This is a genomic window from Nitrospira sp. (assembly GCA_035968315.1).
Taxonomy (GTDB): domain Bacteria; phylum Nitrospirota; class Nitrospiria; order Nitrospirales; family Nitrospiraceae; genus Nitrospira_D.
In genome coordinates this window covers 741,191-755,425 of the sequence record JAVYIN010000005.1, presented here as the reverse complement: position 1 = coordinate 755,425, position 14,235 = coordinate 741,191, and the positions used below count along the sequence as shown (strand labels likewise).

Genomic DNA, 14,235 nt, shown 5'->3' with positions numbered 1-14,235 from the left:
TCCGTCCTTTTGTCAGAAGTAAAACGAAAATCCGCCGAACGGTAAACTGGAGTTCAAGCCCAGATTCGGATACCGCGTGCCGGCATTGGAAATGTGGTGAAAGCGATAGCCGACATTCAATGACATCTGTTGGGTGATGAAATACGAGCAGCCGAATCCCGCCGTCAGGATGAAATTGAATCGGGAGGACTCTTCGGGAATCTTCCCCGCCAGATCGGTCCAGAACGGGCCTCCGGCGAATTCCGCATAGGGCCGAATGCGGTCATGAGCCACGACGGTGTATTTGATTTTCGGCGTAAAGCCCATGCCGTGGGTCAAGAACGGTTCCCGGAACTGGATGTACACGACCTCGGCGCCCAACGAGACCTGGCCGCGATACCAGCTGTCGCCGACGGGGTCTGTTACCGTCATCATCCAGGAGGGCATGAAGGCGACGCCTTGTTGTTTGGTCGTATGGTCGACGGTCAGCCGATGGGGGAGCAGATAGCCGGCGGAGAGGCCGATCTCCTGCGTGCCCACGGTGATCTGGGGAGCCGTCCATTCTGTGGCCTGTGCAGCAGTGGCTATTGCCGCAACCATGAAAGTCAAACGCGCGATACGAAGGAGCACCATCCCACCCTTGGCAAATGTTCACGTCAGTATCTTGTCGGTTGTTCGAGCGGATAACTTAATGTGGGAGATGCTGCCGGAGTTCCGTCAGGAGGGCGGTATCCTGGGCCAGTTCGGGAAGCTGATGGTGACGGTCGAGGGAGACCACGCGCTCAAGGCAGCGGAGGGCCGAGACGGAGTTTCGTTCGCGCACGTAGATGGCGGCCAATAACCGCAATGCCGCCGCTTCGCCGGCGGAATGGCCGAGCTTGATGAAGTGCTCGGAGGCGTTGTTGAAACAGGCTTCGGCTTTGCGGAGGGCCCCGGAGTCAAGATACGCCTTGCCGAGCTGGCTGTAGGTGACAGCCAGGCCCTCTTCGTTGCCGACGATGCGGTGGCAATCCAGCGCGTGGGCAAAGTGCGCCGCCGCCTCATCCCAATGGGCTTGCCGGGCTTCTTCCATGCCCAGATTGTGATACAGGATCCCCAGTGCGCGATGGTCATTCAGAGGGGTGAGCAGATCGAGCGCTTCGAGATAGTAGGGGCGGGCTTTCTCCGGCCGGCCTGCGCCGATGTGGAGGTTGCCGAGGTTCACCAGCGTGTGGGCGATGGCATGTTGATTCTGTTCGGTGCGTTGAATGGCCAGCACCTCCCGGTAGCAGGTTTCGGCCCGTTCAAGATCGCCCGAGAGCGCGCAGACATTGCCGAGATTGCCTAGTGAGGAGGACAGCTCGGTGTGGTTGCCGGACAGCCGGTCGTCTGCGACGGCCTGTTCGTAAGCGGCTTTGGCCTGGGCCAGTTGGCCTCGATGCAGGAAAATGCGGGCGCGGTGCTTATCGTTGTCGCTCATCGGTGCTCTCGTGTGGGACTGTCAGCGTACGGATATGGAGGCTGAAGGTCAACCCGCTGGTTGACGGCGGCATGGGTTTTGGGAGGCTGAGGGCTTCAGAAGAGGCCGAGGCTGTCCGATATGAACAGTGCCCTAGCGCAAATGAGTAGGTGAAAACCCATGAAGACTGTCCTTTTTGTAGATGAAAATCCGGCCTCGCTAGAGATGGTACGCCAGGCTCTGGCCCCATTGGCCGGCCAATGGGAAATTCTCATGGCAGGCACGGTGGATGCGGCGCTGGCCGTGTTCGCCCGCAGGCCTGTCGATGTGCTTGTCAGCGACAGCCATCTTTCAGGGATGGGCGGGCTTCGATTGCAGGCGGAAATCAGGGCGCGCTATCCGGGAGTCATGCGAGTCGTCTGTTCCAATGCGGTTCATCGCGATTCGATGCTCCACGGTTTAGATGTGGCCCATCAGTTTATTGCCAAACCATTCGATGCAGCCGGTTTGGGGCATATGCTCAACGGACTGAGCCTGTTGCAGAATCGCTTGAACAATCAATCTCTTCGCGAGTTCATCAGCACCATCGCCATACTGCCCAGCATGCCGATGCTCTATCAGGAATTCGTCTTGGCTATGGAGTCGCCGCATGCGACGGCGGAAACCGCCGGACGAATCATTGCCAAGGATATGGCGATGCTGTCGAAAGTGCTTCAAATTGTGAACTCCATGTATTACGGACTCCGGCGCACCATTTCCAATCCCGCCCAGGCCGTGGCGTTGTTGGGGGTGAACACGGTCAAGTCGTTGATCCTGGCCTCGCATGTATTTTCTGAATTGTCGGTGGCCAGGCGCAGTTCCGTTTCCCTCGAAGGGCTCTGGCGGCACAGTATCGAAACGGCGACCCATGCACGGGCAATTGCGCAGGCGGAGGGGCGTGGGTCGATGGGGGTCGAGCGAGCATTCATGGCCGGGTTGCTTCATGACATTGGTGTGCTCGTCCTTGTGTCGAATTTTCCGGACGGGTATGGGAAGGTGATGAAACTGGTGAAGGCCGAGCGAATTCCGATCTGCGAAGCCGAACGCGCCGTCTTTCAGGCCACGCATCCGGATGTGGGAGGATTACTGCTCAGTTTGTGGGGGGTGAACGATGCCTTGGTTGATGCTGTCGTGTTTCACCACGAGCCCGCTGGTTCGCTGCAGAAAGGATTCAGCACGTTGGCCGCCGTGCATGTCGCTAATGCGATCGATGAGGTTCAGGATCCGGCGATAACCGGTGGGGTGGTCACAGCGATCGACGACGCGTATCTTCAGGCCTGTGGGCTTGGGAAGCGAAAAGCCGATTGGGAAGGTATTTGCGGCGCGAGTGAGAGGAATAATCTGGAACGCACGGCCTAAGGCATCTCCTACCGGGTTCCGCGCAGCCTTCTAGTCTCCACCTTTTGGGGTATCTTTCCTGAATTCGACCTGGATCTCGTCTTCTTCATCCAGCCCCAACCCGGCGCGGAACGATTCGTAGAGTTCCGTGACGTACGCGATGTGCTGCTGATTCTTGCCGTCCAGCGAGGCGAGATAGGATTCAGATAAGCGCATGCCGGTCTCAAAATGGCGGGCGATGGTTTCTTCCGTCACCTGCTGCCAGGTGATGTAGATGCAGAAGGCCTGGAAGGCATAGGCTTTGGGATGGCTCGCGGCGAGCCCGAGTAAGCCTTCATAAGCTTCCCGCGCCGTCGCTCCGGCGTTGGAAGAAAACGTCTCCTCCAGCTCAACGGCGGCGTCCCAGTCAGAACCCAGCTCAGCTTCGGCCAGTCGGAATGTATCTTGCGCTGCTAATGCGGCATCGAATTGCATGGGAGATCCTCAATAGTGACGAGACTGCAGATACTACGCGGATTGTGAAAACTAGGTCAATGGGATGAGGAAGGTGTTCCTGCGTGGGAGATGCGTTTACTTTTCTTCTCCCCGCTCTGTAGACTGCCTGCATTCAAGCCATGAGCAACGAACAGCCTTTCCCAGCTACCGAGACAGATTCCGCCTCGACCGATCCAATCGATCGGGTCATTCGCTATCATCTTCAGACCAAGCATCATTTCAATCGATACTCCCGCTCCCTTGGCTATTTGGATTGGGCCAATCAGCCTGATCCGTTTCGGCGATTTGCTGGCGCGCCGCTGATCCCGCTGCCGCTGCTAAAGCCGGATGAGGAGCCGCTTTCGCCATCGTACGATGCCATCTATGAGCAGGGCGCTGTCGCGTGTCAGCCTGTCAGCCTGCGCACCATCTCGCGTTTTCTTGAGTTCGCCCTCGCTTTGTCGGCTTGGAAAAAGGCGGGGGAGTCGGAATGGGCGCTGCGGAACAATCCATCGTCCGGCAATCTGCACCCGACGGAAGGCTATCTTGTCTTGCCGCGAGTCGAGGGTCTCGATCTCACGCCGGGGCTCTATCACTACGCGCCGAAGGAACATGGGGTGGAGTTCCGCGCTGAGTTCTCTGCGGAGCAGATGGCTCGTCTCCTGGCGCCCTTTCCTCCCGGTGCCTTTTTGTTCGGGCTCACGTCTGTCCACTGGCGCGAAGCGTGGAAGTATGGCGAGCGGGCGTTTCGCTACTGCAATCACGATGTCGGTCATGCCATCGGGACGGCCCGGATTGCCGCGGCGACGCTGGGCTGGAAGATGGCGCTGCTGGACGGCGTGGAGCAGAATACGGTGGCGCTGTTGCTGGGCACCAATCGCGTCGATGATTTTGCCGAGGTCGAGACGGAGCATCCGGATTGTCTCTGTGTCGTTTGGCAAGGGGCAAGGGGCGAGGGGCAAGAGGCGGGAGATGGAGAGGGCGCGATCCCTCTCAGTCTCGATTCTGCCGTGGCGAAGGAGCTGGCTAGTGGACCCTGGCACGGCAAAGCCAATCGGTTGAGCCGTGAGCACGGAGTCCATTGGGATGTGATCGATCAGACGGCTGATGCATCGTGGAAATTGTCCTGTGAGCAAACCGTTCTTTCCGTTCCATCTTCCAAGACGCCTCACCGTTCACCCGTCACGCCTCACGTCGGTCCCCTGGCCGGCCAGATCATCCGCCAGCGGCGGAGCGCGGTGTCGTTCGACGGGCGGACATCGATTTCGGCCGCGACGTTCTTCCGGATTTTGCGGCGCGTGATGCCGGATGCCGAACGTGCGCCGCTCGATCGGCCGATGCCGTGGGATGTATGGCCGTATGATCCATCGATTCATCTGATGATCTTCGTGCACCGGGTGGACGGCCTGACGCCGGGGTTGTATCTGCTTGCGCGCGATGAAGCCAAGCTGCCGCTGATTCGGGAATCATTGAGTCAGGAGTTGACGTGGACCAAGCCGGAAGGCTGTCCGGATCCTCTGCCGCTCTATTGGCTGCTGGAGGGGGATGCCAGGCGTGCGGCCATTCAAGTCAGTTGCGATCAGGCGATTGCGGGCGACAGTGCGTTTTCTTTGGGTATGCTTGCCGAGTTCGAAGGGCGCTTGCGTCAGGCAGGGGCGTGGTTTTATCCTCGGCTGTTCTGGGAGGCGGGGCTGCTGGGGCACGTGTTGTATCTTGAGGCAGAGGCAGCCGGGGTGCGGGGCACGGGGATCGGCTGTTTCTTCGACGACCCCGTCCATGAGATGGTGGGGGTGAAAGGATTGTCGTTCCAATCGCTCTACCATTTTACGGTCGGTGGCCCGGTGGAAGACCGGCGATTGATGACGTTGCCGCCGTACGGACATAGGCAGGCAAGGGGCTAGTGGCGAGAGGCAATAGGTGTCGAGGTTTTTGCCGAAATCTCCCGCTTGCCTCGTGCCTTTGACCTCTAGCCAAGGGGAAATATGTTTAAGATCAAGAAGAAGCTCGATAAGCCGAAGGCGCCGGTGCTCTACAACGTGATCGAGGACTACTCGGAGTTCGACGCACCGGGGAATGTCACGGTGTGTGCGATGACGCATCCGGAAGATCTGCCGGGACACGCGAAGATTCTGTCTGAAAGTTATGATGTCCCTCTCGAGACGATGACGCAGTTGTTGACGGAGGGGGGCACCTATGTCTATCCGCAGATCGGCGGATTGCTGACGCGGGGCATGTTCGCGTGTGTGGTGGAGGCAGGGGGCGGACAACCGAAGCGGACGTTTGTGCTCGACTTGATGCAGTTTGCCGAGGCTGAGCAGCTTGCCCGCGCGCGCGCGATTCCTTTGGCCCAGGCCGCCTATGAGGTATTTCACCGCGCCTTGCCGGATGAGTTGAAGGAAAAGCTGGATCAGAAAAACTTGGGGCTGGACTATCGCACGCTGGATCGGGCGGTGGCGAAGGGCGGCGATATCAAATACATCGACTTCCGCAAGGACTGGTCGCCGCATTTCAAGCGGCTCTGCATTATGCCGGACGGGCGGCTGGTTGAAACGGGCGGCTTGGAAGAATTTGCCGCGCTGCATGGGATCAGCCCCTCGCAAGCGAAGACGCTGGTCGAGCAGGGAGGGACGCTGGAAGTGAGCGGTGAAATACTGGCTTGCCAGATTGTGAATGGCCAGCCGGCGGTGGCGCGTTTCAGCGTCAAAAATTCGACCAAGGCGAAGGAGTTGGCGGCGTCGAAAGGGCTGCACCTCATGGATGCCCTGAGCGAAGTCGCCTACAACGATCCGGTGATGATGCGGGCGCTGGTGCGGAAGGAGTTGTCGAGCGGCCTGTAGGGGCCGGACGAGCACCCTGTGCCGGCAGTGGTGTTGCCTGGTGCCGTTATTGGGCGCCGATGGAGGGTGAGGGAAACAATCGCTCCATCATCTGGCACGAAAAGACCGCCGTCGCAGTCCAAAGGCCCAGTGCGGTGCCCGTTACGTTGCTCATGATGTCATAGGGCGACGGATGGCGGTTGTGGCAATAGACTTGAAACCCTTCGATTCCCGCCGAGAGTGCTAATCCTGTTCCAATAATAACGAGCGCGCGGTTGCTGACAGTGAGCGGGATGCGCCGCGCGAGCAGCAGCCCTAATGGATAAAAGAGCCCGATGTTGGCCACGACATCGAATTGAAAGCGGTGTGAGCGCCATTGGCTGGCCGGGATGGCCCATTGAATGGATTCCCAGTGGGAATGGCCGACGAAGTTCCGCAACGGCAGCAGGCCCGCCATGAGAATGACGCCAATCCACACGGCGATCGCCAAGTTGGTTCGATCCGGGCATAACGGCACTCGTCTTGTTGAGTCGGACCTGTTCACCGAATAGGCTCCCCGATTTTCAGGCGAGAGAGTATTACGTGGGCGAGTGATGTGCCTCGTGTGATTGTAACGGAGTATTGGCTGGTTTTGTCTAGGGGGCGGCGGGATGGGGCATGGCGGCCGGAGGGCCTTGCTCCAAATTATGGAGTAAATGGTGGAGTCGATCGGTTTCGGATTGTGACAGGCGCTCGAATTCCAAACCGAACAGGTTGCCGCAGGCCCACCGGACGATAGCTTGCTCGATCTCCAGGGGATGGAGAGAATCAGGAATGTGAATATGGAGCCCCACCGTGCTGTGAATGGTGAGGGTAATGGTCGAGTCGATGCTGCAGCCGCCCATGGAGAGAGTGGTGATGGTGCCCTGACCGGCCAGCTGTTCTCCGGCAAATGTGCCGCTCAAGTTGACCGTAAAGCGGGTGGCTTTTCTCTCATATCCCATCGGTGTGTCCTTCTCGACAGAGAGGCGGCATGACGCGGATCCGGCCTGCGTGGATCACGATGGATTATTCGCCCATGTGCTGCCGAAGGCGCCGTGAGGGCCGCTAGGCGGCGGCGAGTTCTTCGCGCACGGCTTGCAGCAGCTGGGCGATGTCGAACGGCTTATGAAAGGTCCGGCGCGCGCCGAAAAGATTGGCCACGTCGAGAAAGTTGCGGTCGCCTTGTGCGCCGGTAATGGCGATGACTTTGGCGTCGACATATTCCCGTGTGAGCTGCAAAGTGGCCTCAAGGCCATCGGTGTTCGGCATCAAGAGATCCATGATGACGAGATCGACCGGTTCTTTTTGATAGGTGGCGAGGCCTTCCCGGCCGTCGCTGGCTTCCAGCACGCGATAGCCGGCTTTGGTCAGAATATCTCTGAGCAGGGTGCGGATGGATTCTTCGTCGTCGATAACCAGAATGGTAGCCATGAAGAGTCTTCGTCCTTCAACACGTTAAGTAGTTATATTATGACGCGTCATTTCCCATGCTGTCTAGAAAGAAATCGTTTAGGCGCAGTGGCACGGAGGGGGCGGCGTTTCGTATCGGAGCGCGGCAGCCCCGGAGAATGCGGCAGGATACAGGCGGCAAATTCCGATTGACCCGCGCGGTGCTTTTTGGTACAAACGCCGTCGTTTGCTGCCGGTGATCTGCAACGCACCTTCTGCTGGAGACGTGTTCTTGTGAATCGTGAATCCGACTGGGCCTGGACCCGACGCACACTCTTGCGCACCGCTGTGGCCGGCCTCGTGATGGGGGCTGTGCATGCGCTGAGTCCCGCCCGCGTGCGAGCCAATCAGTTGCCCGAAGGGCAGCTGACCTTTCTCAATGTCTGGACGGACGAGCGGCTGACGGTGACTTACCGCAACGAGGCGGGAGAGTACGATCTTGAGGCGTTGGACGACGTGAATCATATTTTCCGCTGCCATGCGACGGGAGAAGTGTCGGTGATCGACGTGCGGGTCTTGGAACATGTGAATCTCGTCCAGAAACAATTGGGCGGCGATCGGGAAATCCATATTATTTCAGGGTATCGGTCGCCTGAGTATAACGCGAAGCTGGTTCGCAGCGGCCGGCGTGCGGCTCGAAACAGCCTGCACATGCAAGGGCAAGCCATCGATCTCCAAATCCCCGGCATCCACCCCAAGGTCATCAGGCAGGTGGCGCTGGAGTTAGGTTTTGGCGGGGTCGGCTACTATCCGCGCTCCAAGTTTGTCCATCTCGATTCCGGTCCCTTCCGATCCTGGTAGCGAGTCGGCCGTCGCGTTCGCGCTGTATCCTTCTTGACCAGAGGGCTCGTCTCGCAGCCTCCGTCTGTGATAACGTGTCGGACACATTTTCACGATAGCCTGGATTCAATCGCCCTCCGGATCATCTGCTCCGTGCGGCTTCTCCAGCCTATTCCAATTGTACTTGAGGAGGGTGTTACGATGATTCGTCAATATTCCCGGATGGCGGTGTGCGTGGTGGCGTTAGCCGGCATGAGCATGGTTGGGGCTCCGCTTCAGGCCGAGACCCACAAAGGGGTGTCCGCTCAAGTGGTTTCCAAAGGGAAGCTGGTGTCGCTGGAGTACACGTTGAAGCTGGATGAGAAGAATGTGTTGGAATCCAACGTTGGGCGCGAGCCGATGATCTATACGCATGGCGCGCAGGAAATTGTGCCTGGCTTGGAGAAGGCGCTCGAAGGCCTCGCGATCGGTGACAAGAAACATGTGGTTGTGAAGCCGGTTGATGCTTACGGCGAGATCGACCCCAAGGCGATTCAGGAAGTGAAGAAAGCGCAGGTGCCTGAGAAAGCCTGGAAGGTGGGGTCTGAGTTGGAAGCCAAGGGTCCTGATGGGCAGTCGATGTTACTGCGTGTCACAGAAGTCAAACCCGACACCGTGGTGCTCGACTTCAATCATCCGCTGGCGGGGAAGACGCTGTACTTCGATGTAAAGGTCCTCGACGTGAAAACGCCGCCTCCGGCATCGAAGTAGATTCAGGCTATGGTTGAGGGGATGGTTTGAGGAAGAGCATCGAGAGCGGGGGCAGCGTCAGGCTCAGAGAATAGGGGAATCCGTGACAAGGGCTGGCAGTGGCCTGCACGCCGCCCTGGTTGCCCAGATTGCTGCCCCCATAGAGCGCCGCATCGCTATTGAGGAGTTCGCGATACCATCCTCCTGCCGGGACGCCGATGCGGTAGTGCTCGCGGGGGATGGGGGTGAAATTTCCCACGCAGACAAGATGCTCGGCCGAATCTGGCCGTTTGCGTAAGAACGCGATCACCGAGTTGTCCGCATCGCTGAAGTCGATCCACTGAAACCCCGTCCAGTCATTATCGGCTTCATATAAGGCCGGTTCCTGCTGATAGAGCCGGTTGAGATCCTGCACGTACCGTTGCAAGCCGCGATGCGACGGATCCTCGCGCAGATGCCAATCCAGGCTGCCATCGTGATTCCATTCCCGCCATTGGCCGATTTCGCCGCCCATGAACAGCATCTTTTTCCCTGGGTGCCCGTAGAGGTAGCCATAGAGCGTCCGCAGATTGGCACATTGCTGCCAGCGATCCCCTGCCATTTTGCTGAGAAGTGTGCCCTTTCCATGCACGACTTCGTCGTGGGAGAGGACGAGGACGAAATTTTCAGTGAAGGCGTAGAGCAGTCCAAAGGTCAGCTGATTGTGGTGAAACCGCCGATGGACGGGGTCGTGCTGGAAATACTCCAGCGAGTCGTGCATCCACCCCATATTCCACTTGAAGGTGAAGCCGAGGCCGCCGGTATAGGTTGGGCGCGACACGCCCGGCCAGGACGTGGATTCTTCCGCAATCGTGACCGCACCGGGAAAGTCACGATGGACCAGAATGTTCAGCTCTTTCAGGAAGGTGACGGCTCCGAGGTTTTCATGTCCGCCGAACGCATTCGGAATCCACTCGCCGGCCTTCCGCCCATAGTCGAGGTAGAGCATGGAGGCGACGGCATCCACGCGCAACCCGTCGATGTGGTACTTATCGAGCCAAAAGAGCGCGCTGTTCAGGAGAAAGTTGCGGACCTCCGCGCGGTCGTAATTAAAAATGCGGCTGTGCCAATCCGGGTGATAGCCGAGGCGGGGGTCGGCATGATCATACAAATGGGTGCCGTCGAATTGGGCGAGGCCGTGCGGGTCGTCGGGGAAATGCGCGGGAGCCCAATCCATGATGACGCCGATGCCGGCCTGATGCGCCGCATCGACAAAGGCCATGAAATCTTCCGGGGCGCCATACCGGCTGGTTGCGGCAAAGTAGCCGGTGGTCTGATAGCCCCAGGACCCGTCGAACGGATGTTCGGTCACGGGGAGCAACTCAAGATGTGTGAAGCCCAGGTCCTTCACATAGGGGATGAGCCGGTCGGCCAGCTCCGCATAGGTCAACCAGCGGTTGTGGTCCTCCGGCACCCGCATCCAGGATCCGAGATGGACTTCGTAGATGGCGAAGGGGCTGGCCAAGGGATCCCGCGTCGCGCGATCGTTCATCCAGGTGTGATCGTGCCAGGTGTAGCCGGAGAGGGTGCGAACTTTGGAGGCTGTGCGGGGACGCAGTTCGGCGGCCTGTGCGTAGGGGTCGGCCTTCACGAGCAGCGCGTCCTGATCCCTTGGACGGATTTCGTATTTGTAGAGCGTGTGTTCAGACAGATCGGGGACAAAGAGTTCCCACAGGCCTGTCGCGCCTCGATTGGTCATCGGATGGCAGCGCCCATCCCATCGGTTGAAATCGCCCACCACGCTGACACGCGCGGCATTTGGAGCCCACACCACAAAGTGGACGCCGGTGGAGCCCTCGACGGTGCGGACATGGGCGCCAAGCGTGTCGTAGGCGCGATAGAAGGTGCCTTCGGCAAAGAGGTGCAATTCAAAATCGGTCAGCAACGGTGGCACGGCGTAAGGATCGTCGTGCTCGCTTACCAGGCCGTCAGGCCCGCTGGTTCTCACCCGGTAGCGGAGCGGCTCCTGTCCTCGAGGGACGACGGCTTCGTAGAGCCCGGCCTCATGAATGCGTTGGGCGGGGATGGCGAGCGCCGGATGCTGCTCCACCACGACTTCAACGGCCTCGGCAAAGGGCTGCCAGAGGCGAATGGCCAGGCCGGCTGGTGTGGGGTGCGGCCCCAGGACGGCACGCGGATTCCAGTGTGTGCCGGACACGATGCGGTCGATATCGTCGTGTGCGAGATGGGCGGAGGTCGGCATAGGCCTATCCTAAATCGTCGCGCGGGGAGAAGGAAGGGGAAAACGCGATCGAAAGGGGGAATGTGTCAGGCAATGTGCGGGATGGCAAAGGATCGAAGAGTGGTGCGCCCGACAGGACTTGAACCTGTAACCTTCTGATCCGTAGTCAGATGCTCTATCCATTGAGCTACGGGCGCATGGGATATTTTGTTTCGCGGCGCCCCGGACGCTGAATCCTTGAGGGAGAGCGAGGAGGGTGGTGCGCGGCACTGTGTCGTGCAGGGGAGGTTATACAGTTCTCAGGGAGACAGGGTCAAGTGCGGTGAACAGGCCGATGTTCGGTCTCTCGTCTGAGTGGAGACTTTCTCGGGCAAGATGGGGAGCTCACGATGGGCTCATCGCGTAGTTCTCTGCAACAGGGTAGAGTGGAAAAATACTATTCAGGTTCTCCTAGCTCAGGTATGATTCCGAAATATCTTTCATGACGTCAGCAACGCCAGGAGTCATAGGCCAGATGCAATCTCAAGAGGGCGGGCAAGATCAGATTGAGAGGGGTTCCTCTCGGCAGATGGCGTGGGAAATCGTGCGGCCTTGGGGGATGCTGGTTGCCGGGGCGGTGCTTGCGGCCGCAGTGGGGACATGGCTTGTCTGGTTTTCGCTGTCTGTCCAAAGGAAGTGGACGGAGGGGGACATACGCGAGGCCTGTCATCGGGTCATGCCGGATACAGCCGACCGATGCTATGACACAGTGGTCATTCAACGCGGAGGGGTGAGACGGTGATGATCAGTTGGAGATTCGTTGTTGCCGCAGCCCTGTTCTCAGTCTCGCTTGCCGGTCAGTCATTGGCGCAAGAAGCTCCGCCATCTTCTCGCGTCAAAGTCGAGGTGGGTGTTGGGACCTGGATCACGTCGGGCGATACGCGTTGGAGTCATAATGCGTCGGCTTCCGCGCCACTGGGAAATCCCACGTCACGGCTTGCCTATACAGATCATACGGCGAATATGGTGGATCTGATGGCCAAGATTTCAGTCGGCCCTCGCTGGTTTGGGCGATTGAATCTGGGATTTGGAGATATCGGTGGCGGACGGCTTACGGACGACGACTTTTTGACTCCTGATGGAGGGACTCCGTCATCACGGACGCACAGCGACATCAAAAACTCCGGGACGTACTACATTAATCTTGAAGGTGGCGCACGCCTGATGAGTTTTGCGGAGAGCCGAGGCCACCTTGATGGGCTCGTCGGGTTTCAGTATTGGCATGAGGAGCATAAAGCCTATGGGGTTCGACAGGTGTCTTGCTCAAACGCTGGCGCGACGATTGATCTGGATCCCAGCACCGTGGGCGTGCAGCCGCTCTGTAATTCAGGAGCCTCTCCTGTTGCCAATTCAGTCCTGGCTATTACGAATAAAACATCTTGGTATTCGATTCGGACCGGTATACAGGCGGAGTATCATCTCACACCATGGCTGAGTGCACAGGGGATGGTGTTGTTCAAGCCCTTGAGCATCTTTGAAAACCAGGATACGCATCATTTAAGACGGAGCGACTTTCAAGATCCCAGTTTTACTATGCTGGGGATCGGAATCGGGGCGGATGCAGATGCTGGTATCAAGATTAATGTCACAAAGTGGCTGTCTTTGAATGCCGGTTATCGCGTGTTTTGGAATCGCATGATCGATGGAACGTGGAAGAACCATTTGACTGATGGATCCTCGCAAGCGTATCCGATGACCCAGTTTCAATCCATCCGCCACGGGGCCACGTTCGGTCTCACCGCATCATTCTAATGGCTGCATAGAGAAAAACGTTAGCGCCTGGACCGCCCTGACGGCAGCGTGTCTTCCTCGTATTGCAGGAAGAGGCGTTTGGCTTCGGGATGGAGTTGCCCCGGATGGCCGTAGGGAATGCCGGCGGTGCGGAAGAGCGGCGTGAGTTTGCCGTTCGGGTGCAGATAGCCGGCGCGCAAGGGGACCGTTCGCTTGCTGTGGCGCACCAGGCGGCAGGGCGAGGGCCGGATTGAGGTCAGCCAGTCGGCAATATCTTGCGGATTGCCGATGGAGGCGGAGAGCAGCAGCAGCTTGGCCTGTGACGGACAGAAGATGATCGTTTCTTCCCACACGACGCCGCGCTCGGGGTCGGCGATGTATTGCGATTCATCCAGAATCACCAGCCCCAAGGTATCGAGCCGCACATCGATCTCACCGCTGGCCGCGTCATAGAGCAGATTCCGCAGAATTTCCGTCGTCATGATCAGGATGGGCGCCTGGCTGTTGTCCTGGCGGTCGCCCGTCAGAATGCCGACCTGGTCGCTGCCGAAAATTTTTGAAAACTCCGTGAACTTGGTGTTGGACAGGGCCTTCAGCGGAGAGGTGTAAATCACGGTCCGGTTTTCGCGCATGGCCCGTCTGGCCGCTTCCACGGCGACATAGGTCTTGCCGCTGCCTGTCGGAACACTCACCACGACATCCGTTTCCGCCAACCCTGCGAGGGCGTCTTCCTGCCAGGCGTCCGGGACAAATGGCTGCGGGGTCGGCACGCCGAGTCCCTCGAGCCAGGCCGTCAGTGTGACGCCCGGTTCGGTCGATTCCGGTTCATGTGTGCGTGCGGGGCTTCGGCTGGTGTGAGGAGCCGCTGGGCGCTGAGGCGTGGGCTTGGCCGCAGGAGGCGGGGCTTGAGCGCGTGATTGACGTTCTCCGATGAGGGCCTGCAAGTCTGATTCAAGACCGGCGAGATTGTTGGTCGAGTATTGAAGGATCATCTCAACCAGGCGGCGCTTGCCGGCCCGGAAATGCCGCTGCACGCGTCCGCGCGCCAGGCGATGCAGAATGGCCACTGGTTGCTGGGCCAGAAGTTGTGCGAGTTCGTCGGTCGTCATGGTTCAAATATCCTTTTGCGGCACTTGCATGCCGGGCATATCGTGCGAGTCTCGCTATTCGCGCCTGTCTCG

General features: G+C 58.9%; 14 protein-coding genes and 1 tRNA gene. 6 read left to right on the top strand and 9 right to left on the bottom strand.

The window, feature by feature from the left end; genetic code table 11:
- Positions 1-12 precede the first annotated feature (12 nt).
- Together RI101_07220 and RI101_07215 are read right to left on the bottom strand one after the other, a co-directional pair.
- A complete protein-coding gene (locus RI101_07220; protein ID MEC4889837.1) occupies positions 13-612 on the bottom strand; it encodes an acyloxyacyl hydrolase in 600 nt (199 codons plus the stop codon).
- Between the two features lie 55 nt (positions 613-667).
- Positions 668-1,438, bottom strand: coding sequence for a tetratricopeptide repeat protein (locus RI101_07215; protein MEC4889836.1), 771 nt, complete (start codon positions 1,436-1,438; stop codon positions 668-670).
- 159 nt (positions 1,439-1,597) lie between these two features.
- On the opposite strand from RI101_07215, the gene RI101_07210 reads away from it, so the two are divergent.
- Positions 1,598-2,815 carry a response regulator gene (locus RI101_07210; GenBank protein ID MEC4889835.1) on the top strand — a complete coding sequence of 406 codons (1,218 nt, stop codon included), beginning with the start codon at positions 1,598-1,600 and terminating at the stop codon, positions 2,813-2,815.
- A gap of 30 nt (positions 2,816-2,845) precedes the next feature.
- Here RI101_07210 and RI101_07205 read toward each other — a convergent pair whose 3' ends face one another.
- Positions 2,846-3,268, bottom strand: coding sequence for a hypothetical protein (locus RI101_07205; protein MEC4889834.1), 423 nt, complete (start codon positions 3,266-3,268; stop codon positions 2,846-2,848).
- Positions 3,269-3,408: 140 nt separating this feature from the next.
- On the opposite strand from RI101_07205, the gene RI101_07200 reads away from it, so the two are divergent.
- Positions 3,409-5,169, top strand: coding sequence for a SagB/ThcOx family dehydrogenase (locus RI101_07200; GenBank protein ID MEC4889833.1), 1,761 nt, complete (start codon positions 3,409-3,411; stop codon positions 5,167-5,169).
- 81 nt (positions 5,170-5,250) lie between these two features.
- Positions 5,251-6,105, top strand: coding sequence for a hypothetical protein (locus tag RI101_07195; protein MEC4889832.1), 855 nt, complete (start codon positions 5,251-5,253; stop codon positions 6,103-6,105).
- 46 nt (positions 6,106-6,151) lie between these two features.
- Here the strand turns inward: RI101_07195 and RI101_07190 are convergent, their stop codons facing one another.
- The 3 genes from RI101_07190 to RI101_07180 all read right to left on the bottom strand — a co-directional run bounded on the left by RI101_07190 (position 6,152) and on the right by RI101_07180 (position 7,536).
- Positions 6,152-6,574 (bottom strand): VanZ family protein, encoded by a 423-nt coding sequence (locus tag RI101_07190; protein ID MEC4889831.1) that lies wholly within the window; start codon positions 6,572-6,574, stop codon positions 6,152-6,154.
- A gap of 145 nt (positions 6,575-6,719) precedes the next feature.
- Entirely contained in the window at positions 6,720-7,067 is a 348-nt protein-coding gene (locus tag RI101_07185; protein MEC4889830.1) for a PilZ domain-containing protein, read from the bottom strand.
- 103 nt (positions 7,068-7,170) lie between these two features.
- The gene (locus tag RI101_07180) at positions 7,171-7,536 is read right to left on the bottom strand and encodes a response regulator (protein ID MEC4889829.1); all 366 of its coding nucleotides are present in this window, start codon (positions 7,534-7,536) and stop codon (positions 7,171-7,173) included.
- A 252-nt stretch (positions 7,537-7,788) separates the two neighbouring features.
- Between RI101_07180 and RI101_07175 the strand changes: the two genes are divergently transcribed.
- Positions 7,789-8,355 carry a DUF882 domain-containing protein gene (locus tag RI101_07175; protein MEC4889828.1) on the top strand — a complete coding sequence of 189 codons (567 nt, stop codon included), beginning with the start codon at positions 7,789-7,791 and terminating at the stop codon, positions 8,353-8,355.
- A gap of 180 nt (positions 8,356-8,535) precedes the next feature.
- Positions 8,536-9,084 carry a peptidylprolyl isomerase gene (locus RI101_07170; protein MEC4889827.1) on the top strand — a complete coding sequence of 183 codons (549 nt, stop codon included), beginning with the start codon at positions 8,536-8,538 and terminating at the stop codon, positions 9,082-9,084.
- A gap of 7 nt (positions 9,085-9,091) precedes the next feature.
- Here the strand turns inward: RI101_07170 and glgB are convergent, their stop codons facing one another.
- Both glgB and RI101_07160 read right to left on the bottom strand, forming a co-directional pair.
- Positions 9,092-11,305 (bottom strand): 1,4-alpha-glucan branching protein GlgB, encoded by a 2,214-nt coding sequence (glgB, locus tag RI101_07165; protein ID MEC4889826.1) that lies wholly within the window; start codon positions 11,303-11,305, stop codon positions 9,092-9,094.
- A gap of 100 nt (positions 11,306-11,405) precedes the next feature.
- A tRNA-Arg gene (locus RI101_07160) sits at positions 11,406-11,481 on the bottom strand.
- 583 nt (positions 11,482-12,064) lie between these two features.
- On the opposite strand from RI101_07160, the gene RI101_07155 reads away from it, so the two are divergent.
- Positions 12,065-13,075: a hypothetical protein gene (locus RI101_07155; protein ID MEC4889825.1), complete on the top strand. Its 1,011-nt coding sequence runs from the start codon at positions 12,065-12,067 to the stop codon at positions 13,073-13,075.
- A gap of 20 nt (positions 13,076-13,095) precedes the next feature.
- Here RI101_07155 and RI101_07150 read toward each other — a convergent pair whose 3' ends face one another.
- Entirely contained in the window at positions 13,096-14,163 is a 1,068-nt protein-coding gene (locus RI101_07150) for a DEAD/DEAH box helicase (protein ID MEC4889824.1), read from the bottom strand.
- Positions 14,164-14,235 lie beyond the last annotated feature (72 nt).